The sequence below is a fragment of the Pseudomonas fluorescens genome, assembly GCF_000730425.1.
Taxonomy (GTDB): domain Bacteria; phylum Pseudomonadota; class Gammaproteobacteria; order Pseudomonadales; family Pseudomonadaceae; genus Aquipseudomonas; species Aquipseudomonas fluorescens_X.
Window position 1 is genome coordinate 3,784,666 of the sequence record NZ_CP008896.1, and the last position, 22,855, is coordinate 3,807,520.

General features: G+C 60.5%; 23 protein-coding genes. 11 read left to right on the plus strand and 12 right to left on the minus strand.

Annotated elements, in window-relative coordinates; genetic code table 11:
- Nucleotides 1-3 precede the first annotated feature (3 nt).
- From HZ99_RS17005 to HZ99_RS17020, 4 genes are read left to right on the plus strand one after another with little or no spacing between them, the layout of a single operon-like run.
- The gene (locus HZ99_RS17005; protein WP_038444603.1) at nt 4-882 is read left to right on the plus strand and encodes a metal ABC transporter substrate-binding protein; all 879 of its coding nucleotides are present in this window, start codon (nt 4-6) and stop codon (nt 880-882) included.
- Nucleotides 879-1,304: a phosphoribosyl-AMP cyclohydrolase gene (gene hisI, locus HZ99_RS17010; protein WP_038444605.1), complete on the plus strand. Its 426-nt coding sequence runs from the start codon at nt 879-881 to the stop codon at nt 1,302-1,304. The genes HZ99_RS17005 and hisI overlap by 4 nt, the downstream gene beginning before the upstream one ends.
- Nucleotides 1,301-1,861, plus strand: coding sequence for a DapH/DapD/GlmU-related protein (locus HZ99_RS17015; protein WP_038444607.1), 561 nt, complete (start codon nt 1,301-1,303; stop codon nt 1,859-1,861). Before hisI ends, HZ99_RS17015 begins: the two co-directional genes overlap by 4 nt.
- Before the next feature lie 2 nt (nt 1,862-1,863).
- Nucleotides 1,864-3,201, plus strand: a complete 1,338-nt coding sequence (locus HZ99_RS17020; RefSeq protein ID WP_038444609.1) for a dihydroorotase — start codon at nt 1,864-1,866, stop codon at nt 3,199-3,201.
- 45 nt (nt 3,202-3,246) lie between these two features.
- Here the strand turns inward: HZ99_RS17020 and HZ99_RS17025 are convergent, their stop codons facing one another.
- The gene (locus HZ99_RS17025) at nt 3,247-3,768 is read right to left on the minus strand and encodes a DUF3617 domain-containing protein (protein WP_038444610.1); all 522 of its coding nucleotides are present in this window, start codon (nt 3,766-3,768) and stop codon (nt 3,247-3,249) included.
- Nucleotides 3,769-3,898: 130 nt separating this feature from the next.
- On the opposite strand from HZ99_RS17025, the gene cls reads away from it, so the two are divergent.
- A complete protein-coding gene (gene cls / locus HZ99_RS17030; RefSeq protein WP_038444611.1) occupies nt 3,899-5,338 on the plus strand; it encodes a cardiolipin synthase in 1,440 nt (479 codons plus the stop codon).
- 67 nt (nt 5,339-5,405) lie between these two features.
- Here the strand turns inward: cls and cfaB are convergent, their stop codons facing one another.
- The 4 genes from cfaB to HZ99_RS17050 form a co-directional block, all read right to left on the minus strand.
- Nucleotides 5,406-6,590 (minus strand): C17 cyclopropane fatty acid synthase CfaB, encoded by a 1,185-nt coding sequence (cfaB, locus tag HZ99_RS17035; RefSeq protein ID WP_038444612.1) that lies wholly within the window; start codon nt 6,588-6,590, stop codon nt 5,406-5,408.
- 85 nt (nt 6,591-6,675) lie between these two features.
- Nucleotides 6,676-7,458 carry a DNA-binding domain-containing protein gene (locus HZ99_RS17040; RefSeq protein WP_038444614.1) on the minus strand — a complete coding sequence of 261 codons (783 nt, stop codon included), beginning with the start codon at nt 7,456-7,458 and terminating at the stop codon, nt 6,676-6,678.
- The gene (locus HZ99_RS17045; protein ID WP_038444616.1) at nt 7,449-8,294 is read right to left on the minus strand and encodes a DUF692 domain-containing protein; all 846 of its coding nucleotides are present in this window, start codon (nt 8,292-8,294) and stop codon (nt 7,449-7,451) included. The genes HZ99_RS17040 and HZ99_RS17045 overlap by 10 nt, the downstream gene beginning before the upstream one ends.
- 62 nt (nt 8,295-8,356) lie before the next feature.
- Nucleotides 8,357-8,611, minus strand: a complete 255-nt coding sequence (locus HZ99_RS17050) for a membrane protein (protein WP_038444618.1) — start codon at nt 8,609-8,611, stop codon at nt 8,357-8,359.
- Between the two features lie 273 nt (nt 8,612-8,884).
- Between HZ99_RS17050 and HZ99_RS17055 the strand changes: the two genes are divergently transcribed.
- From HZ99_RS17055 to HZ99_RS17080, 6 genes are read left to right on the plus strand one after another with little or no spacing between them, the layout of a single operon-like run.
- Complete coding sequence (locus tag HZ99_RS17055) at nt 8,885-9,508, plus strand: CDP-alcohol phosphatidyltransferase family protein (RefSeq protein WP_038444620.1); 624 nt, start codon at nt 8,885-8,887, stop codon at nt 9,506-9,508.
- Nucleotides 9,509-9,518: 10 nt separating this feature from the next.
- Nucleotides 9,519-11,273: a bifunctional alpha/beta hydrolase/class I SAM-dependent methyltransferase gene (locus HZ99_RS17060; RefSeq protein ID WP_038444622.1), complete on the plus strand. Its 1,755-nt coding sequence runs from the start codon at nt 9,519-9,521 to the stop codon at nt 11,271-11,273.
- Nucleotides 11,274-11,275: 2 nt separating this feature from the next.
- On the plus strand, nt 11,276-12,574 hold the full coding sequence (locus HZ99_RS17065; RefSeq protein ID WP_038444624.1) for a phosphatase PAP2/dual specificity phosphatase family protein: 1,299 nt from the start codon (nt 11,276-11,278) through the stop codon (nt 12,572-12,574).
- The gene (locus tag HZ99_RS17070) at nt 12,564-13,007 is read left to right on the plus strand and encodes a hypothetical protein (protein ID WP_038444626.1); all 444 of its coding nucleotides are present in this window, start codon (nt 12,564-12,566) and stop codon (nt 13,005-13,007) included. The genes HZ99_RS17065 and HZ99_RS17070 overlap by 11 nt, the downstream gene beginning before the upstream one ends.
- A gap of 9 nt (nt 13,008-13,016) precedes the next feature.
- Nucleotides 13,017-13,637, plus strand: coding sequence for a lysophospholipid acyltransferase family protein (locus HZ99_RS17075; RefSeq protein ID WP_038444628.1), 621 nt, complete (start codon nt 13,017-13,019; stop codon nt 13,635-13,637).
- 1 nt (nt 13,638) lies between these two features.
- Nucleotides 13,639-14,571 carry a phosphatidate cytidylyltransferase gene (locus HZ99_RS17080; RefSeq protein ID WP_038444630.1) on the plus strand — a complete coding sequence of 311 codons (933 nt, stop codon included), beginning with the start codon at nt 13,639-13,641 and terminating at the stop codon, nt 14,569-14,571.
- A gap of 80 nt (nt 14,572-14,651) precedes the next feature.
- On the opposite strand, the gene HZ99_RS17085 is transcribed toward HZ99_RS17080, so the two are convergent.
- Genes HZ99_RS17085 through HZ99_RS17115 form a run of 7 tightly spaced genes read right to left on the minus strand, consistent with a single transcriptional unit; the run spans nt 14,652 to nt 22,832 of the window.
- Nucleotides 14,652-17,825, minus strand: coding sequence for a hypothetical protein (locus HZ99_RS17085; RefSeq protein ID WP_038444632.1), 3,174 nt, complete (start codon nt 17,823-17,825; stop codon nt 14,652-14,654).
- Nucleotides 17,826-17,840: 15 nt separating this feature from the next.
- Complete coding sequence (locus HZ99_RS17090) at nt 17,841-18,647, minus strand: glycosyltransferase family 2 protein (RefSeq protein ID WP_038444634.1); 807 nt, start codon at nt 18,645-18,647, stop codon at nt 17,841-17,843.
- Between the two features lie 11 nt (nt 18,648-18,658).
- Nucleotides 18,659-19,015 (minus strand): SMR family transporter, encoded by a 357-nt coding sequence (locus HZ99_RS17095; protein ID WP_038444636.1) that lies wholly within the window; start codon nt 19,013-19,015, stop codon nt 18,659-18,661.
- A gap of 2 nt (nt 19,016-19,017) precedes the next feature.
- Nucleotides 19,018-19,851, minus strand: a complete 834-nt coding sequence (locus HZ99_RS17100; protein ID WP_038444638.1) for a sugar phosphate isomerase/epimerase family protein — start codon at nt 19,849-19,851, stop codon at nt 19,018-19,020.
- Nucleotides 19,848-20,633, minus strand: coding sequence for an NAD(P)-dependent oxidoreductase (locus HZ99_RS17105; RefSeq protein ID WP_038444640.1), 786 nt, complete (start codon nt 20,631-20,633; stop codon nt 19,848-19,850). Before HZ99_RS17105 ends, HZ99_RS17100 begins: the two co-directional genes overlap by 4 nt.
- Before the next feature lie 25 nt (nt 20,634-20,658).
- On the minus strand, nt 20,659-21,807 hold the full coding sequence (locus HZ99_RS17110; RefSeq protein ID WP_038444642.1) for an NAD(P)/FAD-dependent oxidoreductase: 1,149 nt from the start codon (nt 21,805-21,807) through the stop codon (nt 20,659-20,661).
- Complete coding sequence (locus HZ99_RS17115) at nt 21,807-22,832, minus strand: glycosyltransferase (protein ID WP_038444644.1); 1,026 nt, start codon at nt 22,830-22,832, stop codon at nt 21,807-21,809. The genes HZ99_RS17110 and HZ99_RS17115 overlap by 1 nt, the downstream gene beginning before the upstream one ends.
- Between the last annotated feature and the right edge of the window lie 23 nt (nt 22,833-22,855).

The following is a 22,855-nucleotide window of genomic DNA, read 5'->3' on the forward strand; positions in this document are numbered from 1 at the left end:
CCAATGCGCGCTCTACTCGTGCTGTTCAGCGTCCTGCTGCCGCTGTCGTTCGCCACGGCCCAGGACAAGCTCCAGGTGGTCAGCAGTTTCAGCATTCTCGCCGACATGACCCGCCAGGTCGGCGGCGAGCATATCCAGCTCAGCAATATGGTCGGCCCCGACGCCGATGCCCATACCTACGAGCCATCTCCGGACGATGCCAAGGCGCTGCTCAAGGCCCGAGTCATCATCAAGAACGGCCTGGGCTTCGAACCCTGGCTCGATCGCCTGATTACCAGCACCGAAACCCACGCCAGCGTGGTCAACGCCAGCAAAGGCGTAATCGCCCGCACCCTGGACGAAGGTGGCAACAAGATCCCCGATCCCCACGCCTGGCACAACCTGGCCAACGCCGAAATCTACGTCAACAACATCACCCAGGCATTGATCAGCGCCGATCCGGCCAACAAGGCCGACTATCAACGTAACAGCCAGGCGTACCTGCAAAAAATCTACCGCCTGCTGGCTGAAGCCAAAGCCAAGTTTGCCGTGCTGCCCGCAGGCAATCGACGCATCGTCACCTCCCATGACGCCTTCGGCTATCTGGGCCAGGCCTACGGTATCGACTTCATGGCCCCCCAAGGTTTATCCACCGAGCGCGAACCCTCGGCTGCCGAAGTCGCTGCGTTGATCACCCAGATCCGCCAGGCCCACGTCAAAGCGGTGTTTATGGAAAACATCAAGGATGCGCGGCTGCTCAAACAGATTGCCGAGGAAAGCGGCGCCCATATCGGCGGCACGTTGTACTCCGATGCGCTGGCTGCCAAAGGCCCGGCCAGCACTTTCACCGGGCTGTTCGAGTACAACCTCAACACCTTGTACAACGCCTTGGGCACGCCATGACGCTGTCGATGCTTGAGCTCGAAGGCGCCGCTGGGGGCAGCCGCTTTCCCCTGGCCCAGGTACTGGATGCCTTGCCGTGGAACAGTGACGGCCTGATCGCGGCCATCGCCCAGCAACACCGCAGCGGCGAAGTATTGATGCTGGCCTGGATGAACCGCCAGGCCCTCGACGAGACCCTCGCCAGCGGCCGGGTCTGTTACTGGTCGCGCTCCCGCCAGCGCTTATGGCGCAAGGGTGAAAGCTCAGGTCACCGGCAGCGGTTGATCGAAGCACGCCTGGACTGCGACGGCGATGCCGTGTTGCTGATCGTCGACCAACAAGGCCCGGCCTGCCACACCGGCCGGCCAACCTGCTTTTACAACGCCATTGAAGAAGACCAGGTGCATATCCTCACCGCGCCCCTCAAGGAACCTGCTGCATGATCCGCAAGAACCCCTCCGGCGACCTGCCGGTCATTGCCGAGTCAGCCTACGTCGATAAAACCGCGATCATCTGCGGCAAAGTGGTGATCGGCGAAAATGTATTCGTCGGCCCCTATGCGGTGATCCGCGCCGATGAAGTCAACGCTGATGGTGCCATGGACCCGATCACCATTGGTGCCAACTCCAATATCCAGGATGGTGTGGTGATCCACTCAAAATCCGGCGCAGCGGTGACCATCGGCGAGTTCAGTTCCATCGCCCACCGCTCGATCGTCCACGGCCCCTGCACCGTCGGCGACCGGGTGTTTATCGGTTTCAACAGCGTGCTGTTCAATTGCGTGGTCGGCGATGGTTGTGTGGTACGGCACAACTCGGTGGTCGATGGTCGCGACTTGCCCGCTGCTTTCTACGTACCCTCCACCACCCGCATCGGCCCCAACACCGACCTCTCGCAATTCCCGCCAGTGAGCGTCAGCGCGTCGGAGTTTTCCGAAGACGTGGCGCGCACCAATGTCGACCTGGTGCGCGGCTATAAAGCCCTGCAAAACGAGTTCTGAACATGAGCCGCCTGCTGATCCGCAATGCCCGCCTGGTGAATGAAGGGCAAGAGTTCGACGCCGACGTGCTGGTCGCCAACGGCCGTATCGAAAAAATCGCCAACAGTATCGAAGGGCAAAACGCGCTCGTCGAAATCGACGCGCAAGGCCAATGGCTGCTGCCGGGGATGATCGACGACCAGGTGCATTTTCGCGAACCGGGCGCGCCGGACAAAGGCAGTTTCTACAGCGAATCCCGCGCCGCGGTGGCCGGTGGCATTACCAGTTTCATGGACATGCCTAACACCCAGCCGGCGACCTTGAACCTGGAAGCACTGGCCGACAAAAAACGTCGTGCGGCCCTGCACTCGGTGGCCAACTATGGTTTTCACTTTGGTGTCAGCAACGACAACCTCGACACGGTGGCCGCCCTCGATCCTCGGGAAGTTGCCGGGGTCAAAGTGTTCATGGGGGCTTCCACCGGCAATCTGCTGGTGGATGATCCGAGGGTTCTGGAGCGCCTGTTTGCCGAGGTGCCGACCCTCCTCCTGGCGCATTGCGAGCACACGCCCAGCATCCAGGCCAATGAGCAACGTTTGAGAAACCGTTTCGGCGAGGCGATCCCCGCCGTCGCCCACCCGCTGATTCGCGACGCCGAAGCCTGCTATCGCTCCTCGTCCCTGGCCGTAGAACTGGCGCAGCGTCACGGCACGCGCCTGCATGTATTGCACCTGACCAGCGCCCGGGAACTGCCACTGTTCGAAGATAAACCGCTGGCGGAAAAACGCATCACCGCCGAAGTCTGCCTGCATCACCTGTTGTTCGATGACCGCGACTACGCGCGCCTTGGCCACCAGATCAAATGCAACCCGGCGATCAAGACCCGGGCCGACCGGGATGCCCTGCGCCTGGCACTGTTGAGCAACCGGCTGGATGTGATCGGCACCGACCATGCACCTCACACCTGGGAGCAAAAACAGCGGCCCTACCGTGAGGCTCCGGCAGGATTGCCCCTGGTGCAACATGCACTGCCAGCGCTCATGGAGTTGGTGGCCGACGGCCTGTTGCCGCTGACGATGCTGGTGGCCAAAACCAGTCATCGCGTCGCCGACCTGTTCGCCATTCCCGACCGGGGTTACCTGCGCGAGGGCTACTGGGCCGACCTGGTGCTGATCAAGCCCGAACCCCACGGCAAGCCGGTAAGCAGCCAGCCGATCCTGGCTCGTTGTGGGTGGACGCCGTTTGCCGAGCGCAGCTTTCGCCACAGTGTCAGCACCACGTTGGTATCGGGGCACCTGGCTTGGCATGACGGTCAGATAATCGACAGTTGCCAGGGGCTGCCCCTGCACTTTTTGCGTTGACCCAAATGCGTAGGAGCCGGCAAGTCGGCTCCTACAAGGGATGTTTCAGGCGCGAGGTTTTACCGTGCCGCAGTCGCTGCCCAGCCACTGGGCTTGAGTGTCGAGGCTGCCATTCTGCTGGATACCGGTGGCATTGAAGGTGCCGTTGACTGTGGTGGTGAACGCCTTCTGGCTCTGGAACGTCGCCACACCAGAACCCTGGGCTTTCGGGCAGCTGAAGCGGAACTTCCACTGGTTACCGGTCTTGTCCGTCACCTCTTGCTTGCAACCCGATTGCGGGTCGGTCAGCGGGATGGAATCGGTGGCGACCTGAGCCGGTGTCAGGCACACCTGCACGCCCTTGCCGGCCATGGTGATGCCTTGTTTTTCCAGCATGGCGCGCTGTTCCGGGGTCATCTGTTGCTTCAGTTGACCGAGGATCAACGACAAGTCCGGCAGGCTCTGGTTATCGACTTTCATGTTGCTGGTGGTCAATTCCCACAAGCCCGGCGCCAACATCTGCGCCTGCGCTGCCACAGGCAGCGTCAAACCAACAACCATGGCCAAACCAAGCAGACGAGCATTCATCGGGTAACTCCTGGGTAATTGTTGGCGTTAGACGTCGCAAAGCGGTCGGCGTTGCATGTTCAAGAAAATAGCGACAATCGCCGCCGAACATGGTCTGTTACGCAATGGATTGTCAGGAGTAACGTTGTCCATGGATTTCTTCGGCCCGCACTTGCTTGGCTACGTCATCGCCACCCTGCATTTTCTCGGTTCCCTCGCCGCCCTCCACGCGGTGCTGACCGTGCGCACCGCTCAAGGCTCGATTGCCTGGGCGCTGTCGCTGATGTTCATGCCTTACCTGACGCTGATCCCCTACCTGATCTTCGGTCGCAGCAGCTTCGACGCCTATATCCAGGCGCGGCGCCAGGCCAACCAGGAAATGCACAAGGCCATCACCGAATTGAACTGGCGTCCCTGGGTCGAAGAAGCCCTGGCCGCGCGTAACTCCCGCGCCTATGCCTCTCTGCGCGCCATGCCCAAGCTGGGACGCATGCCGTGCCTGGCAAATAACCAGGTCCGTTTGCTGGTCAATGGCGACGCAACCTTCAGCGCCATCTTCGACGCCATCCGCGCCGCCAAGACTGCCGTGCTGGTGCAGTTCTTCATCATTCATGACGACGAACTCGGGCGCCAACTGCACAGCCTGCTCAAGGCCAAGGCCGCGCAGGGCGTGACCATCTACGTGCTGTATGACCGCATCGGCAGCCACTCCCTGCCCCACCGCTATGTGCAGTCGCTGCGCGACGCCGGGGTGCAGATCAAGGCGTTTGCCACCCGCAGCGGCTGGCTCAATCGTTTCCAGGTGAATTTTCGCAACCACCGCAAGATTGTCGTGGTCGATGGCCTGACCGGGTTCGTCGGCGGGCATAACGTGGGTGACGAATACATGGGCAAGAAACCCCCGCTTGCGCCGTGGCGCGACACCCATGTGCAAGTCAGCGGCCCGGTGGTGGCCTGCCTGCAGGAATCGTTTGCCGAGGACTGGTTCTGGGCCGCGCGCGAACTGCCGCCGCTGATTCTGCCCGACACCTATGCCGATGACGGTGTGCTCTGCCAACTGCTGGCCAGCGGCCCGGCGGACCCGTATGAAACCTGCTCACTGTTTTTCGTCGAGGCCATTCATGCCGCGACTGAGCGGGTGTGGCTCACCAGCCCGTATTTCATCCCCGACGAAGCGGTATTCGCCGCGCTGCGCCTGGCAGTGTTGCGTGGCGTGGATGTGCGCTTGCTGCTGCCGTCACGCCCCGACCATCGCATTGTCTACGCCGCATCCAGCCTGTATGCGATTGAAGCGGTGCGCGCCGGGGTTCGGGTGTTCCGCTACAAGCCGGGTTTTCTGCATCAGAAAGTGGTGCTGGTCGACCGCGAAATCAGTGCCATCGGCAGCGCGAACCTGGACAACCGTTCGTTTCGCCTCAACTTTGAAGTGATGTTGCTGACTGTGGACAAAGCCTTCGCCAGCGAAGTGGAGCACATGCTGCTGGACGACTTTGCCCAGGCCCACGAAACCAGCCAGGCAGAAAGCCAACAGACCCGCCGCCTGCAACAACTGGGCATGCGGGTGGCGCGACTGATTTCCCCGATCCTTTAGCCAACATCAAACCAAATGTGGGAGCTGGCTCAGCTCCCACATTTAGTCTTTCAGTGGGCCAACGATCTCAGCGGTAGAGGTCTTCCCGCGTCCACGGCAGCTCATGGCTGCCATCGGCATGGGGCTTGACCGCCAGGATCTGGTGCAGGTTGATCCAGCCCCGGGCAAACGCATACGCACAGCCCGCCAGGTACAGCCGCCAGATGCGCAGTGCCTGGGCCGGAACCATTTTCGCTGCCGCCTCCAGATTGTCTTCCAGACGCTCGCTCCAGTGATCCAGGGTGCGCGCGTAATGCAGGCGCAGGCTTTCCACATCGACCACTTCCAGCCCGACCTCGCTGATTTCGGCGCTGATCATCACCAGGTGCGGCAGCTCGCCATTGGGGAACACGTAGCGCTCGATAAAATCCCCCGCACCACGCCCCACCGGGCGCCCATCGGTATGTTTGGCGGTGATGCCATGGTTGAGCACCAGGCCTCCTTCGCGCACGGCGCCGAACAGGGTCTGGCAGTACTGCGCCAGGTTGGCGTGACCGACGTGCTCGAACATGCCAACGCTGACCACTTTGTCGAACCGCCCGTCCTGGGGCAGGTCGCGGTAGTCGAGCAACGCCAGCTCCACCTGGTCTTCCAGGCCCTCGGCGAGCACCCGCTCCCTGGCCAATGCCAGTTGTTCCTTGCTCAGGGTGATGCCGAACACCTTGACCCCAAACTCGCGCGCCGCATAACGCGCCAGCCCGCCCCAGCCGCAGCCGACATCCAGCAGATACTCCCCAGGCTGCAGGCGCAGCTTGCGGCACAGGTGGCGGAATTTGTCTTGCTGGGCCTGGTCGAGGGATTCACTGCCGGTCTCGAAGTAACCGCAGGAATACGCCATGTCACGGTCCAGCCAGAGTTGGTAGAACTCGTTCGACAGGTCGTAGTGGTAGGAAATCGCGGCAGCGTCCGTGGCCTTGTCGTGGATCGAACGCACCGGCCCGGCGTGCTCATCTTCCTCGACCAGTGCGTGGCTCAATTCATCACACACACGGATCACATCGCTGATGGAACCTTCCAGCTCCAGTTTGCCTTCGACGAAGGCAGCGCCCAGGGAATCGAGCGTGGGATGGGTCAGTTGCGTCACCATCACCGGGTCCTTGACCACGATGGTAACGCTGGGCTCCGGGCCCAGGTTGAACTCATGGCCATCCCAGAGTCGCAGACGCAGCGGTAGCTGAAGATTCTGTAAGGCCGGTGGAAGTTGCGCGAGCATGAGTAGTCCCCCTTGTTTCAGACGTCTGAAATCAGGGTAGACCATCCACCAAAAAGTAGCAGGCTATCGATTCAATAGCCCTGCCCTATGGTGCCCGGCGTTGCAACAGACCGTCCTGAACCCACTGTTTCAACCATGTGACAGCCTGCAGCGGCGCGCCCTCTTGATAAGCGACTGCCAATTCGGCGCACAGTGCTGAAAAAGTCCAGCCCTGATCGGCCATCCCCGCCAAGGCGTGCGCCTCGGCAGGCTCCAGGCTCCGGTAGCGGCACACCTGCCGGTCCCGCCAGATCAGGCATACCTCGGCCAGCGGCAACGGGATGCTGCCGGGGAACACCGCCTGGTCCTTGACCGCGCGCCAGATCTCCAGGCTGTTGAAGCGACAGGCCACCTGCTGCACCACCGGCACCCACTCGACCTGCAACGACGGCCAGTCTTCAGGTGCCAGTTGTGCCATGTCGTCCAGGGTCAGGGGCTGGCCTGGGGGCGCATCAAACGCCAGGGTAAAGGCCCACTCCAGGCGCGCCAGCTCTGCCAGAGGGGGACTTTGCTCGGCGACCAGGTGCTCGCCGATAAAGCCTTCAAACCGTTGCCCCAGCCAGCGCAAGCTGAAATGCGCCGATGGATAGCGCTGCACGTAGGCCGCCACCAGCCCGGCAAACTCGTCATCCCCCAGCCAATGCCATACGGCGGGGAAATCCCCCTGCATCACTTCCAGCAGACGGGCCCGGTAGGCGTTGTGGTAGATCGCCAGGCCCGTGTCGACATCCAGGGTCGGGCCACCGATCAAGGTGCTGGCAAAGCCGCTGTTGCCGGTGTCTGCCAATAGATGTCGCTCGAACGCCAGCTGCCAGTCAGTCAGGCCCATGCTGACCTCCGTGCCAAGGCGCCTGCACCCAGCTCACGGGCCTTGCCCAGCTCGTCGAGCAGTTCGGCAAATGGCGGGAAATGGTCATCGCGCTCCAGCAACGTCGCCACCGGCCCCAGGTGTTCCAGGGTCTGTTGAAACAACTGCCACACCGGATCGCACACGGGATGGTCATGGGTGTCGACGACATAGTCGCCATAGTCCCTATGCCCGGCCAGGTGCAGTTGGCGGATGCTGTGGGGGGTCAGGCTGCGGATAAAGGTCCAGGCGTCAAAGCCGTGATTGCGCGAGCTGACATACACGTTGTTGACGTCCAACAGCAGCTCGCAGCCGCTGAGGTCGCTCAAGGCGTTGAGGAACTCCCACTCGGTAAACTCATCGGCGTTGGATCGCACATAACTGGAGACGTTTTCCAGCACCAACGGCCGCTGCAGCACCTCCTGCACCTGCCGCACGCGGCTGGCGACGTGGTAGAGGCTTTCTTCTGTGTAGGGCAGCGGCAACAAGTCATGCAACTGATGGGCGTTGCCACGGCTCCAGCACAAGTGATCGGAGACCCAGGCCGGCTTGACCCGGTCGGCCAATTGCTTGAGTTGCGTGAGGTAGTCCCTGTCCAGGGCATGGGGCCCGCCAATGGACAGGGACACACCATGCATCACCAACGGATAACGCTCGGCGATGGCGTCCAGGTAGTACAGGGCTTTACCCCCCTGGACCAGATAATTCTCAGAGACGATTTCGAACCAGTCCACCTGCGGCGACTGCTCGATGATTTGCTGATAGTAAGTGCTGCGCAGCCCAAGGCCGTAGCCCAGGCGAGGAACCGATACCGACATGACGAACTCCTGGAAAGTGCCCACAGCGGCGTGCACACCGCTGTGGGATCACGTATTCGCGGTTATTCGCCGACTTTACCGCCAGCCGCATCGCAGGCTGCCTTGGTCATGGCCTTGAAACCATGGCCCTTGCACACAGCCTGGCCCTTGCAGGCGTTTTCAGCGGTCTTGCAGTCGTTCATGCCTTTGCAGGAGGTCACACCGTAGCAATGCACGTTCGCTTCTTCGGCGGCCTGGACCTGGGTAGCGACACCGGCAAACAGAGTGGCCGCAGCAATGGCCAGGGCAGCACCGGAAACGGCGTTTTTGATGTTCATCGTTGTAATCCTCATAGCTCGATAGGGGGTCGGCTGAACGGTTTGTTCAGTCCCGACACAGCACTAGAGTGAGGTGTCGGATGGGCGTTACAGCGCGATCAACATTTTTATCTATACCCGACGAGGCCTTGCCGACGATGACGTCCGTCAGTGCTCCGCCAGTCTTGAAATAGCCATCGCCGGCAAGCCGGCTTCTACTAGTGCCCGCCACGATTTATCGTCACACTCGCAGCAGCTTTTTCGCGGGACCACGGACAAGGAAGCGTCACGCTCATGATTTCGATCTATCAGCTCAAACCGCGTTTTCAAAACCTGCTGCGGCCCCTGGTCCAGCGCCTGTACGACAACGGCACCACCGCCAACCAGGTCACCGTGCTGGCGGGAATCGTATCGTTGTTGGTGGGCCTGCTAATCGCCGGTTTTGCCCAGCACACCTGGCTGTTCGTGTTGATCCCGCTGTGGATGATCCTGCGCATGGCCCTCAATGCCATCGACGGCATGCTCGCCCGGGAGTTCGGCCAACAGTCGCGCCTGGGCGCCTACCTCAATGAACTGTGCGATGTGATCGCCGACAGCGCGCTGATCCTGCCGTTTGCCTTGATCCCCGGGGTCAGCCTGGCGCCGGTGCTGCTGGTGACGCTGCTGGCAGTGTTCAGCGAATATGCCGGCGTACTCGGGCCCATGGTCGGTGCCTCGCGGCGCTATGACGGGCCCATGGGCAAGAGTGATCGGGCGTTTGTCCTCGGCGTGCTGGCCACCGGGGTGGCTCTGGGCTGGCTCGGCGCAGGCTGGGTCGACGGGGTGATGTGGCTGGTGGCTGCATTGCTCGCCTACACCTTGGTCAACCGGGTGCGCCAGGGCCTCAAAGAACCACACGACCTCTCTGCGACGGTATAAGGATTTTGCGATGCGCGAACAGCAACAGCACACCTTCACGACCCATGACGGCGCAGAGCTTTTCTATCGGCATTGGCCCGCGACCACTACGACCGGGCCTGAGCCACGCCAGGCGATCCTGCTATTTCATCGTGGCCACGAGCATTCCGGGCGCATAGCGCATCTGGTAGACGAGGTGGATCTGCCGCACTTCGATTTCTTTGCCTGGGACGCCCGTGGCCATGGCCAGTCCCCCGGCGAGCGTGGTGACAGCCCGAGCTTTGCCACCAGTGCGCGGGATGTGCAGACCTTTTGCGACCATATCGGTGCCACATATGGCATCGAGCCACACGACCTCGCGATCATCGCCCAAAGCGTCGGCGCAGTGATCGCGGCCACCTGGGTCCACGACTACGCCCCGAACATCCGGGCCCTGGTGCTCGCCTCCCCGGCGTTCAAGGTCAAGCTCTACGTACCCTTCGCTCGCCAGGGCCTGGCGCTGATGCGGCGTTTTCGCGGCAACTTTTTCGTCAACAGCTACGTCAAGGCCAAGTTCCTCAGCCATGACCCCGAGCGCGTGGCGTCCTATGACAGCGACCCGCTGATCACCAAGGCGATCTCGGTGAATGTGCTGCTGGGCCTGTACGAAGCGGCCGACCGTGTGGTCGCCGATGCCCAGGCCATCCAGGTGCCGACCCAGTTGCTGATTTCCGGCTCGGACTTTGTGGTGCATCGCAAGCCCCAGCAACAGTTCTTTGAACGCCTGGGCAGCCTGAAAAAGGAACAACACATCCTTCCCGGCTTTTTCCACGACACCCTCGGCGAACGTGACCGCGCCGTGGCGCTCGCCAGCGCCAGGCGCTTTATCCTGCAAAACTTCGAGCACCCGCTGGACCGCGCCAGCCTGCTGGATGCCGACAAGATCGGCGCGACCTGCGCCGAATCCGAGTCCCTCGCCGCGCCGCTGCCGCACAACTCGCTGCGCGACCTGTACTGGCGCATGACCCGCGCCAGCATGGGCCTGGGCCGCAAGCTCTCCGAGGGCGTGAAACTGGGTTTCGATACCGGTTTTGATTCGGGCAGCACCCTGGACTACGTGTACCGCAATACCCCCACTGGCAAGGGCGCACTGGGGCGGATGATCGACACCAACTACCTGAACTCCATCGGTTGGCGCGGGATTCGCCAGCGCAAACTGCATGTCGAAGAGTTGCTGCGCCTGGCCATGGCCAAGCTGCGCGATGACGGGCGCGAAGTGCGCATCGTCGATATCGCCGCCGGTCACGGCCGGTACATTCTGGAAGCGTTGCAGGGCGTTTCACCACTTCCGGAATCGATTCTGTTGCGCGACTACAGCGATATCAACGTGCGCGACGGTGGCGCACTGATTCGCGAGAAAGGCCTGGGGGACATTGCGCAGTTCGTCAAAGGGGATGCCTTCGACCGGGCCGACCTTGCGGCGCTGGCGCCCAAGCCGACGCTGGCGGTGGTGTCCGGCCTGTACGAACTGTTTGCCGATAACACCCTGGTCGGTGGGTCCCTCGCCGGCCTGGCCGAGGCCGTGGAGCCCGGTGGCTACCTAGTGTACACCGGCCAACCGTGGCACCCGCAACTGGAACTGATCGCCCGCGCCCTGACCAGCCACCGCCAGGGCCAGGCCTGGGTGATGCGCCGGCGCACCCAGGCAGAAATGGATCAACTGGTGGAAGCGGCAGGCTTTCGCAAGATCACCCAACGCGTGGATGAGTGGGGCATTTTCAGCGTGTCGCTGGCGCAGAAGGTCTGACCATGCGCGAACCAGGCCTGTTAAAACCAGCGGTGCTGTGGCTGCTGCTGTTGGCACCGCTGTTTTTCAGCACCTACGGCTTCGCCACCTGGGTCACCAGCCAGCGCAGCGACGTCGGCACCCTGGTGTTCGGCTGGGAAGCCCATATGCCCTTCTGGGCCTGGACCATCGTGCCCTACTGGTCGATCGACCTGCTCTACGGTTTCTCCCTGCTGCTGCCCAATAGCCGTCATGAACTCAAGCAACATGCCCTGCGCCTGTTGAGTGCCCAGGTGATTGCGGTGAGCTGCTTCCTGCTCTGGCCGCTGCGCTTCACCTTTGAGCGGCCAGAAATGGACGGCGTGTTCGGCTGGCTGTTTGCGGTGCTGGCCGGGTTCGACAAGCCGTTCAACCAGGCACCCTCGTTGCATATCGCCTTGCTGGTGATCCTGTGGGTCATGTACCAGCGCCATACCCAGGGCCTTTGGCGCTGGCTGGTGCATGGCTGGTTCGCGCTGATCGGTATTTCGGTACTGACCACCTACCAACATCACTTCATCGACTTACCCACAGGCGCCCTGGCCGGCTGGCTGTGTGTGTGGCTATGGCCGGTGGATCATCCAAGCCCGCTGTTGAGTGTACGCCTGGCCAAAGACCCGAAACGGTGGCGCCTGGGTTTGCGCTACGCCGTGGGCGCCCTGTTGTTGGCGATAGCGGCCTTTGCCTGGGGCGGGGCCTGGCTATGGCTGCTGTGGCCAGCCGTCGCGGCGTTGCTGGTGGCGCTCAACTACTGGCTGCTGGGCGCCGCTGGCTTTCAGAAGCAGGCCGATGGCCGCCTCAGCCCCGCAGCACGCTGGCTGTATGCGCCTTATCTCGCGGCGGCGTGGCTCAACTCGCGGCTATGGACACGCAAGCATCCGCAGCCCGACCGGGTTGTGGATAACGTATGGCTGGGGCGGATTCCCACGACTGCGCAGTTGAGTTCATTCAATGCCGTGGTCGATCTGTGTGCCGAGTTGCCTGTTTATCCACAAGGTCGCGCTTACCATGCCCTGCCCGTCCTCGACCTGACCGCCCCCACACCTGCCCAATGCCTGGAAGCGGCCCAAGCCATCGAACGCTTGCGCGAACACGGGCCATTGCTGGTGTGCTGCGCCCTCGGCTACTCCCGCAGCGCCAGCGCCGTGGCAGCATGGCTGCTACAGAGCGGGCGTGCCAGTACGGTCGATGAAGCGCTGGCTATTATTCGTACAGCGCGACCGGATGTGGTCCTGCATGCCAATCACCGCCAAGCCTTGGGAGAACTGCCTTATGCCCGCTGATATGCAACTCCAGGTAGTCGCCAGCCTGCTGCGCCGTGGCCGTTCGCTGGATCAGTTATCCACAGGCCTGACCCTGCTCGGGGTGTTGTTCGGCCTGGCGCAACTGTTGATGGCCAGCATTGCGCCGATCTGCCTGCTGCTCAGCCTATGGATGATTATCCTCGGACTGCTGCAAAAGTACTGGGCGCTGCGGGTGGCCTTCGACGCAGATCTGTTTGCGCTAATGGCCAGGGACGTAGAACGCACCGGCGAACTGGACCAGACCCTGCAAACCCTGGGCCTGCAACCCGCCAATCGCCCCAGCCGGCCCTGGGCCGAGCGCCAGCGTGGAGCCCTTAAACTGCTGCGCAAACAGGCCTACCTGCTGGGCGCGCAAGTAATACTGACGTTGGCCGTCATCCTGGCCAGCCCGTGGCTGCCCTTCTCCGGATAAGGAATCCCCATGTTCGAACCCGTGGTCGCGACCCTGATTACCTCAATGGCCCGCACCGTGACCGGCGCCCGTAGCCTGTGGCTGGGCTGCGCCCCGGAGCCGGTGCAACGTATCTACTTTGCCAATCACAGCAGCCACGGCGACTTCGTGCTGCTGTGGGCGTCGTTGCCGCCGAACCTGCGCAAAGCCACACGTCCCGTGGCCGGCACCGACTACTGGAACAAGAGCGCAGTGCGCCGCTACATCATCAACCGAGTCTTCAACGGGGTGCTGATCGACCGCGAACGCAAAGACCCTGTGGATAACCCTTTGCAACCGATGCTCGAAGCCCTGGAACATGGCGACTCACTGATCATCTTCCCCGAAGGCACCCGTAACCTGGAGGACGGCCTTTTGCCATTTAAGAGCGGCCTGTATCACCTGGCAAACAGTTACCCACAGGCGCAACTGATCCCGGTGTGGATAGCCAATCTCAACCGCGTAATGCCCAAGGGCCGTGTGCTGCCGCTGCCGCTGTTGTGCACCACCAGCTTCGGCGCCCCCCTGCAACTGCAAGAGGGTGAAGACAAGGCCCTGTTTCTCGCCCGCAGCCGCGACGCCCTGCTGGCCCTCGCCCCGGAGCATTCCTGACATGGATAGCCAAACCCTGATGCTGTTCGGCGGCATCGGCCTGATCCTGGTGCTCGCCTCGCTGATCGGCCTGATCCTCAAGCTGCGTACCCGCGGCACACCTAACGCGGTGATCGACAACCTCAATGCACGCATCAACGCCTGGTGGGTGATGGTGGTCGTGATCGGCATTGCCTTCTGGCTCGGCACCGGCGCGGTGATCCTGCTGTTCTACGCCGTGTCGTTCTACGCCCTGCGCGAATTCCTCACCCTCACCCCCACCCGGCGCAGCGACTACCCGGCACTGGTCGCCGCGTTCTACCTGGCGCTGCCCCTGCAATACCTGCTGATCTATTTTGACTGGTACGGCCTGTTCTCGATCTTTATCCCGGTCTACGTGTTCCTGCTGCTGCCCATCCTTGCCTCGCTGGGCGGCGACAGCACGCACTTCCTGGAGCGGGCGTCGAAAGTGCAGTGGGGGCTGATGATCGCGGTGTTCTGCGTATCCTTCGTGCCCGCCCTGCTGACCCTCGACATCGTCGGCTATGAGGGCCGCAACCTGTTGCTGATCGCCTACCTGGTCATCGTGGTGCAACTCTCGGACGTTTTGCAGTACGTGTGCGGCAAACTGTTCGGCAAACACAAGATCGCCCCCAACCTGTCACCGTCAAAAACCGTGGAAGGCTTTGTCGGCGGCATCCTGTTGTCGTCCCTGATCGGCGCGGCACTGTGGTGGACCACCCCGTTCAACCCCTGGCAGTCCTTCCTGATTGCGCTATTGATCAACCTGCTGGGCTTTGCCGGTGGGATTGTGATGTCGGCGATCAAGCGCGACCGAGGCGTGAAGGACTGGGGGCATATGATCGAAGGGCACGGCGGGATGCTGGATCGCCTGGATTCGGTGTGTTTCGCGGCGCCGATTTTCTTTCACCTGGTGCGCTATTGGTGGACTTGAGCAGCCCCCCGCAGTGCTGAAACGACAAGACCCGATGTCCGCCAGGAACATCGGGTCTTGTGGGTTGAGAGCACCTTACATCAGTGCTGCCGCTGGTAGAGCGCCAGGTTATCGACCTTGAAACTGCTGCAAGCGCCAGCATTGTCCAGATCAATCCGGATGCCCTTCACATGCTGCAACGTCAACCAACGTGGTGACGCATCCAGTGGCACGATCAACGTCCCGTCCTCTGCATTGAAACGAACACTGGAGGCTTCGAACGGCCCCTGCTGCCCGTCACCCCACCAGAACACCTGCATACGCGGGTCGGTGGCACGGCCCGAGCAGCGGAACTCGAATTTGAGCAGGCCAGCGTCGTGGCCAGACAGATTCAGCGCCGCAACATCGAAACTCATCGATGGGTCATCGCCATCCACCCGGTAGCTGCTTTCGTGTGCCACTAACTGGTTGAGGCTCGGCGTTACGTCATTGAGATTGTTGATCAGTGTCATCTTGTTGCTCAGGGAGCTTTGGGAACGGCCCCAGGCAACCGGGATTTTTTTCAGGTCCGGTGATGCAAAAGCGCGCTGCAGCAAGGCTGTCTGGTATTCGGCAAGCGCTTCGGGGCGAGGATCGATCAGGCGTGGGTGACTGACCGGATCAGCGTCCGAAACCTGCAACGCCGGGCCCTCCAACCATACACTTTGACCTGCGGTACGTATCTCGCGAATCCGGCGAATCTCGCTCTGGTTGACCTGGATCTGATCACCCACCGTCAGCGCCGCCAACATGCCCGGATCGGACACATAGAGCGCTGCGACAGTGCGATTGATGCCGTGGCTCCAGTTCGCATCGGTGAAGTCCATCAAGGGAATCTCGATACTGGTAACTGGCGCTGAGGCGCTGCCCTTTTTACGCCCGAGAATGAAGCCGTCCACATAGACCGGGTCGTAGTGATCGACAATAAACCGATACAGGTACGGATTACGCAGCGCCAGGCCGCCGCCATCGTGGATGATATTCATCCCTTCCAGCAAGGCGATGGTCGGCAGGTCTTGTTTCAGGGTCTCGATAGCCCGCAGTTGCTGGGCGGGCGACACCATGTTGTACGCCGCCGTAACCGGCAGCAGCGGTCGATAACCGAGGTAGAAGTACTGGGCGTTCCGGGACGTCAGATCCAGGTAGGTTTCGCCGGCCGGAACGTTGTCCGCCAATACTCGCGACAGACGGGTAAGCCTGTCCCAGTGAGGAGGCTGTACAAAGGACCGGCCGATGTTCGGCAAGCCAGCGGCGGCGCCATCACTGATGCCCAACCCTTGGGTGCTGATAACGGCCGTGGTGGATTTGACCAGGTTATTGATCGACACCGGCGTGAAGCCCAGGGATGCGCTCATGCTCGCAGCCAGGACAACCATGAGCACTTTGTTGCGCGCGCTGAGCATGCCCCAGCAGACGACAGGCAACAGGATCGCCCAGCCAAAACTCGCCGCCAACCCCGGGCGAGACATACCACCTGGATCGACGCGTCCCATCGAGTAAGGGATCAGCAACAGCGCAAAGAGGAAGACCACCAGCAATGGCAGCAAGGTGTCGAGACGACGCTCGGGCGTTTGAAACCAGCGATGGACCAACAACAGGCACGCCAGCGGAATAGCGATCCAGGACATACGCAACACTTCAAACACAAAGCCTTTGCGTGCCCCCTCCCAACTCAGTTCCCATGGCATGCCATAAGCCACCTGGTTGATGGGCCCGTTTTCCAATACATAACGGATAGCCCCCAACAGCATGATCCCCGCAGGCGTAACCACCGCCAACACCAGAAGCGCCACGCCAGCAATCAGAATGCTCTTCAGTTTCCGGGGCTGGGGCGCTTTCCAAAGGTGCCAGGCGTAATAAGCAGCCATCACCCCGGACGCCGCCGCAAGCAGCAGCCCTTGTGGCGGGATTCCGAGGACTACCAGCGGCGCCGTGATCATCCACGCCAGCAGCCAACGCTCGGGACGCTCGCGCAACGATGGGTTCAGCCACAGGCAGAGAAACGGGATCAAAAACAGCCAGATAATGTTGGCGGTCAAGAAGAAGATGGCGGCAAACGCCAGCCCTATACTGCGCGAAAAATAGTAGAGCGACAGGAAGGCAGCAAAAGACAACAGCGCGATGCTGAGGGTACCGACATGAATAATGCTGCCGGCAGAACCGTCATAAAACACAAATGACAAGAACTGGGTCAGGTCATCACCGATGACGCCATGGGCAGGAACATAGTCAATGTAGGGAACGGCACCTTGCAGATAGGACCACCAGCCCAACAGGCTTTCACCGAAGTGATAGTCGTCGGCACTGATGTTGGGGAAAATGGTCGTGCCCATTTTCAAACCCACCAACAAGCCGAAGAACGCGATAGGCGACAACAGCGTGGCAATGTCGCCCGTTGCCGTGTACCGCCGCAAACGGCGCAGCACATCTATCACGCCCCACACCAGCATTGCGATAACCAGTACCTTCAACCAGATCGTGGTCTCGTACTTGGAAATACTGCCATCCGGCTCCTGTATACGAGCGGGGTACAACGCCAGATAAAAGGTCGACAGGCCGAGTTGACCGGCCACCAACAGCCACGCGGCGACTCGGGCAAAACCCTTGGGGTTCCAGAGAATGTACACCATACCCAGGATCCATCCAACGATGGCTATTGCGTAAGTAGGCTTGGCATATCTGGACAGCTCGATACCCTGGGTCAAGGCGGCTGGCGCCCGACCCAGAGCCAGGACCACTTCCAGCTGTACCAGCGCCAGCAACAGGATACCCAGCGCGCCCAGGCCAAATACCCGAGGGTCGACACTGACCTTTTTGACCGCGCAAACCGTGGCCGCCAAAGCGATAAACGAGACGCCAAACACCGAGCAATACAGGACTTTGGGTTCAAGGTCCGTGCCGAGCACCATACACGCAATGGCAGTGATCGCCGGGAGCGACCACCACAGCAGTTGGTTGGAAAAAACCAGTGCGCTGTCGTTCCCGAACTGCTGCTTGTGACGCCCCATCAAGGACGTAAAAAACAGCAACGCACAGAAAAGAACGGCGATGAATACCGGAGCAACCACCTGATCCTGAAACTTGGTATCTGCGGTCCAACTGATGTAGCCCACGATGAAGTCGGCATACTTGGGGGCGGTCGAGATACCCAGACATAGCAACAATGCAAACGCCGTGATAACCACGGTCGCCAGCACTGAAGAAACCCTTTCATTCAATTCCAGATGCTTGAACATTTCACTACCAGATCTTTAGTTGTACTTGCCAAAACAAGCTCGGAACAATACTGCCAGCACCGAAAGGTTGCCTTTTACGCTACTGATCTTGGTAGGCACTTCACCTTGGGGATAGCGGCGCACCGTCGCCAATTCCACGCAGCGATAGCCCAGTTTCGGCGCGCGGTACGACAGATAGGCAAGCAGCTCATAGGTGGTGAACACGTCACGGAAGATCGCCATCTTTGGATCAATCAGCATCTTGCGGCTGTATGCACGAAAGCCCTGGGTGGTATCGGTCCACTTGAAGCCGGAAAACAGGCTCAGCATCGGTGCATGGATAAAACGGATCGCAAAGTCGCGGGACTTGGGGGTGTTCTCGGCGACACCGCCCTCGACAAAGCGCGAAGCCTGGACAAAATCCACGCCCTGCTTCAGCGCTTCGATAAAACGCGGGATGGCCTCTGGATCATCCTTGTCGTTGCCATCGATTGTCACGATACCTTCGTAGCCCTGGTCCAGGGCAAAGGCATAGGCGCAACGCAGCTGTGCGCTCAACTTGCCCGCAGCGGTCTTGACCAGCAGACCGCGTACACCCACCTGTTGCAGTGATTGCAACTCAAGCGAGCCATCAGAGCTGCCACCATCGACAATGATGATGTCGGCCATGTCCGCGATGTTGAACGCCGCCATACGGGTGAGCAGGTTCTTGATCCGGTCACCTTCGTTGATGACCGGAATGACCACGCACCAAGGGTGCTGGCGACCCAGCCAGAGTGGCGTGTCAAAGGAAGGCACCTGCCAGCCGGCACGTACATCGGGAGCAATATCAGAAGAAGTCATTTTAATGTCCATCAAACGACGCGAGCTGTGATCAGCCCTACGCCAGCAATAACCAGGGCGATGCCGACTCCGGTGGTCCAGTGGAAGGACTCACGGAAAAACAGCAGGGAAAACAGGGCGACCGTCGCGATAGCCCCGGCCGTCAGGACCGGGTGTGCCACGTTCAGCGGCAAACGGGCCAATGCCGCGGCATAGAGCAGGAACGCAGCGCCATACAGGCCCAGCCCGAGCCAGAACGGCCAATTGCTGAGTGCCGCCATCGGGTCGCTCAAGGAAGGAAATTTGCGCGGGGGCATCATCGCCATCTTCACCAAAACGCTGGCGGAGGCGTTCGACAAGATACCCAGGATCAAGATGATCCATTTCATGCTCATGCCGTCACCTCGTCGGGGGTGCGGTAATGCTGGCGGGCAACCTGCAGCGCACGCTCGATCGATTGCGCGTGGGGTTCGGTCTTGGTCGCCACCATCTCAATGGTGACCACATGCCCGGGCAGGTATTGGGCCACGGCACGCGCCATGTTGGCGTGTTCAGTACCGCCGTCACCCAACGGGAGCAAGTCCGGTTCACTGGCGTGGATATGCCCGATCAGCGCCGCACAATCCTCAAGCACGGTAAACGGGTCTTCACCGTTGATCGCCAATGCTCCGGTGTCCAGTTGTATACGGATCGCCGGGTGATCGATCGCGCGCACCACCACTGCCGTTTGCGCACTGGTGGTCATGAAGTTCGCCCCGTAGCAGGTGGGGTTGGGCTCCAGGCAGATCGTGACACCACATGCCTGGGCGATATCGCCCAGTTGCCGGAAAAACAGCACAGCGGCCTCCAGCGCCTGTTGATCAGTCAGACCACTGCGATCGCGGTTCTTCGGCGAGCCAAACACGATCCGTGTTGCACCCAGGCCTGCGCCAATGCGGCATACACCCGCCAAGTGCTCCAACAAGTCCGCCTGGCTTTGTGGGGAGCCGAAGACGTTCAGGCCTGTGGTGCCAAACAACAATGCCTGCATGCCGGTCAGCGCAATGCCGCGCTGCGCCCACCAATCCTTGACCCGCGCAATCTCCTCATCCGTGGCCTTGGCAGGCTCCGGGAAGTATTTGCCCGGTGCAATATCAATCGCATCCACGGCAAAGCGCGCAAGCAGTTCAGCGATGACTTCATCCTCGGTGGTCTCCCATGCGATATTGGAAATCGCCAGCCTCATGCCTGTGCTCCCGATGCGGCCTTGAGCGGTTCCGATTGCGCGTAGGCCCGCACGGCCTGCACGGTTTCGCGGGCGCTGTACTGGTAACGCCCAGTGCCACCAAACAGCTGCGCATGCTTGGTCTGCATGTCGTAGGTGGCAGCGGCATTAGCCAGGGTGTTGGTGAAAGGCTTGCCGAAGCCCTTCAGCGAAATGTCGGCGACACTCACTGCCTGCGCGGTCAGGTGGACCCGCTTGAGCCCTGCGTCGAGTGCGGTCTGGATGTCGTACCACAAGTTGATCATCGGGTAGAACTGGAACACGCCGCGGCTATCGATCGCCTGCAGGTTGTTGTCGTTGAGGAAGTCAAAAATCACGTTTTTACGCAACCCAGGCCCGACGAGCCCTGGCAGGCGAACGATCAAATGATTCGGAAAATGACTTTCAACGAAGGTTTCCAACAGCCGACGGTGCAGGCCATAGGCATGCAGGCCGGACTCATCCACCGGGGTGTCTTCATCGACACCGATAGGGCTTTTGAACACGTCCACCGTACTGATCAGGACGAAGGTCTTGCATTGAATGGTTTTCAGGTGGGCGATCAGCGCTTCGATCTTCTGGCGGTCGGCCTCAGGCTCGCGGTTGGCAATCCATTTTTGCGCCGGGGCGCCGGCACAGACCACCAGGTCGAAGGATTTGCCTTCTATCTCACCGATGTTGGTGGAACGGTACAAGTCTTCAAAGCAAGCCTGTTTAAGAAGCGTGCCCCCGACAAACCCGGAGAAACCAATAAGCGAATTCATCTTTTTCCGCTCCAAACCTGAAGTTTTATTGACCTTGATGGGAAAAACTCTCGGTATCCAGTTTTTCAAGCACATCGTAAATGTTGTCTATCTTGCCACCCAGCACGGAAAAGCAACCTGGCAGCTCGGCATGCTTCTCGAAAAGAATCGGGCGTCCATCATCCCCTTCATTCTTCACCAGGATGGTCTTGACCTCGAACAGCGAATCCTTGTGTTGGGCCTTGAGCACTGCGGGGATATACCGCCCGACGTCCCTGACCATACGATCGACCCGTGTATCGCGGTCATAAAGCCGCAGCTTTTCGTAAGGGTCGAGGCCCTTTTCATCGTTCCAGTGCAAGTGCGGCGTATAGCGTACATGGGACAAGGTGTGCAGCCCACGGGCCGGGAACGGCATCATTGAAAAGAACGGCCCATCCATCACCGTGACCCCCAACCCCTCGAGGGATTCGGGCATCTGCATCAAGGCCATTTCGGTGATCTCTTGCTTGAGGCCGGTACTGACCCCCGCGAAATCACCGGCAAACTGATTGAGGCCACTGTACGTGCAGTTGAAGACGTACCGACAAGTCGTCAGCGCCTTATCGCCCTGGGGCGTTTGGGTGACCACCTGCAAAGGCGCCTCGGCGCCCCTGGAAATCGAAGTGACCCGTGTCTGGAAGCGGATCTGCACGCCACTTTCTGTCAACTCGCGCGCCGCCCAGGCCGCCAGGCGGGTGGTGTCGAAGGCATACTCCTCGACCAGGAATACTTCTTCAATCAAGCGTGGTTCGAACAAGTCGCGCAGCGCAGGATCGGCAGGCTTGAGGTCCGCACCGATGTCCCGGCAAAAGCGCTCGAACTGTTTGGCTGTGACCTTGGAATTGCGCCGGGCAATGGCGTACAGCTTGGTGAAGTCCTGCTTGACCACCTGCGGCCAGTCCTGGACAAACCTGGGCAAGTTGACCCGACTGCGATAGGCCGTCGTGAAACTGCGCGGGTAGTGATAGCCGTTATGCACACGTGCCTGGTTGTTGTAGCTGGCGCGCATCATCAATTCAGGCTCGCGCTCCACCAAAAGGATCCGTTTGAAGCCCCGTTGCTTGGCCAGGTAGACCGCAATGGCTGCACCGTAAAAACCGCCACCGATGATGACGGCATCCTGCTCAGGCTGGCTGGCTTGGGCGCTCGACATCAGGAAACTCGTTCGGAGGGCTGAGCCTTGGGTGCGACCGAACCAGATGCTACCTCTTCAATGTTCAGCTTCTCGCGCCGGGTCATGCGGGCGCTGGTGAACTCCTGCCCTACATGATAAAGCGGCCCTTCATTCGATAGGCTGGCCATGTTGAGGATGTATTCACCCAGCACCAGCAATACCAGTGAAATCAGGAAAAACATGCCTGACTGCTGAAGCGAGAAGCTGATCCAGCCAGGCGCTACATCAGCCTTGAAGATACCCACCGAGATGACATAGACGCAGTACACCAGGTTGGCAACGGCGCCAAACAGCGAAAGGTAGGTCACCAGACGCATCGGCGCGCGGGTGGTGGAAACCAGCAAACGCACGCCACGATCAATACTGTCGCCCAGTCGTTTGGGGCTGGAGGCCTGAGGCACTGCACTGTAGTTGAGGTAGGAGCGGGCAAAACCACCGGTGGCCGGAAGATGGCGGTACGTCATCGACGGCTGGGGGTGTTGCAGGATGAAGTTGATCACTCGCTTGCTCAGGATGCGGTACTGAGGCGCCTCCTTGGCGAGATGAACCCCATTGAAGCGGTTATACATGCTGTGGAACACCGCGTTGGCCCAACGATAGGCCAGGCTCTGGGTGCTCTTTTGTTCGTTGTGGGCAAAGACGACATCGGCGCCACTCACCGCTTGATCTAGCATCTGTGGGACGAAGTTGATGTCGTCCACCAGCGGATCGATGACCGCGACATAGTCACCCAAGGCGTTTTCCAGGCCGACCCAGGATGCGGTGTCGGTGTCCACTTCCTTGGTCAGTGCATAGACCTGCAAGTTGGCCAGGCCCTTCTCGCTCGTCAACCCCTTCAAGACCATGACACTGTCATCATCAGAGGCGTTATCAACAACGATCAACTCATAGTCGCTGACGGTTTTCGCAATGACTTCGGCGGCTTCGGACAGTATTTTTTCAATTTTATCGCCCTGATTACGAACGACAAAAACGACAGATAAAAAACAGGGAAAATAAGCCATCACCAACTCTCGCAAAAATTAAT

Bases quoted from the DNA above. Each gene is read 5' to 3' on its own strand.
- HZ99_RS17050 (WP_038444618.1), bottom strand. From the start codon at position 8,611: ATGAACATCAAAAACGCCGTTTCCGGTGCTGCCCTGGCCATTGCTGCG.
- HZ99_RS17115 (WP_038444644.1), bottom strand. From the start codon at position 22,832: ATGGCTTATTTTCCCTGTTTTTTATCTGTCGTTTTTGTCGTTCGTAAT.
- HZ99_RS17060 (WP_038444622.1), top strand. From the start codon at position 9,519: ATGCGCGAACAGCAACAGCACACCTTCACGACCCATGACGGCGCAGAG.
- HZ99_RS17040 (WP_038444614.1), bottom strand. From the start codon at position 7,458: ATGGGCCTGACTGACTGGCAGCTGGCGTTCGAGCGACATCTATTGGCA.
- HZ99_RS17095 (WP_038444636.1), bottom strand. From the start codon at position 19,015: ATGAAATGGATCATCTTGATCCTGGGTATCTTGTCGAACGCCTCCGCC.
- HZ99_RS17075 (WP_038444628.1), top strand. From the start codon at position 13,017: ATGTTCGAACCCGTGGTCGCGACCCTGATTACCTCAATGGCCCGCACC.
- HZ99_RS17055 (WP_038444620.1), top strand. From the start codon at position 8,885: ATGATTTCGATCTATCAGCTCAAACCGCGTTTTCAAAACCTGCTGCGG.
- HZ99_RS17070 (WP_038444626.1), top strand. From the start codon at position 12,564: ATGCCCGCTGATATGCAACTCCAGGTAGTCGCCAGCCTGCTGCGCCGT.
- HZ99_RS17110 (WP_038444642.1), bottom strand. From the start codon at position 21,807: ATGTCGAGCGCCCAAGCCAGCCAGCCTGAGCAGGATGCCGTCATCATC.
- HZ99_RS17015 (WP_038444607.1), top strand. From the start codon at position 1,301: ATGATCCGCAAGAACCCCTCCGGCGACCTGCCGGTCATTGCCGAGTCA.
- HZ99_RS17090 (WP_038444634.1), bottom strand. From the start codon at position 18,647: ATGACTTCTTCTGATATTGCTCCCGATGTACGTGCCGGCTGGCAGGTG.
- HZ99_RS17100 (WP_038444638.1), bottom strand. From the start codon at position 19,851: ATGAGGCTGGCGATTTCCAATATCGCATGGGAGACCACCGAGGATGAA.
- cls (WP_038444611.1), top strand. From the start codon at position 3,899: ATGGATTTCTTCGGCCCGCACTTGCTTGGCTACGTCATCGCCACCCTG.
- HZ99_RS17025 (WP_038444610.1), bottom strand. From the start codon at position 3,768: ATGAATGCTCGTCTGCTTGGTTTGGCCATGGTTGTTGGTTTGACGCTG.
- HZ99_RS17065 (WP_038444624.1), top strand. From the start codon at position 11,276: ATGCGCGAACCAGGCCTGTTAAAACCAGCGGTGCTGTGGCTGCTGCTG.
- HZ99_RS17005 (WP_038444603.1), top strand. From the start codon at position 4: ATGCGCGCTCTACTCGTGCTGTTCAGCGTCCTGCTGCCGCTGTCGTTC.
- hisI (WP_038444605.1), top strand. From the start codon at position 879: ATGACGCTGTCGATGCTTGAGCTCGAAGGCGCCGCTGGGGGCAGCCGC.
- HZ99_RS17085 (WP_038444632.1), bottom strand. From the start codon at position 17,825: ATGTTCAAGCATCTGGAATTGAATGAAAGGGTTTCTTCAGTGCTGGCG.
- cfaB (WP_038444612.1), bottom strand. From the start codon at position 6,590: ATGCTCGCGCAACTTCCACCGGCCTTACAGAATCTTCAGCTACCGCTG.
- HZ99_RS17020 (WP_038444609.1), top strand. From the start codon at position 1,864: ATGAGCCGCCTGCTGATCCGCAATGCCCGCCTGGTGAATGAAGGGCAA.
- HZ99_RS17080 (WP_038444630.1), top strand. From the start codon at position 13,639: ATGGATAGCCAAACCCTGATGCTGTTCGGCGGCATCGGCCTGATCCTG.
- HZ99_RS17105 (WP_038444640.1), bottom strand. From the start codon at position 20,633: ATGAATTCGCTTATTGGTTTCTCCGGGTTTGTCGGGGGCACGCTTCTT.
- HZ99_RS17045 (WP_038444616.1), bottom strand. From the start codon at position 8,294: ATGTCGGTATCGGTTCCTCGCCTGGGCTACGGCCTTGGGCTGCGCAGC.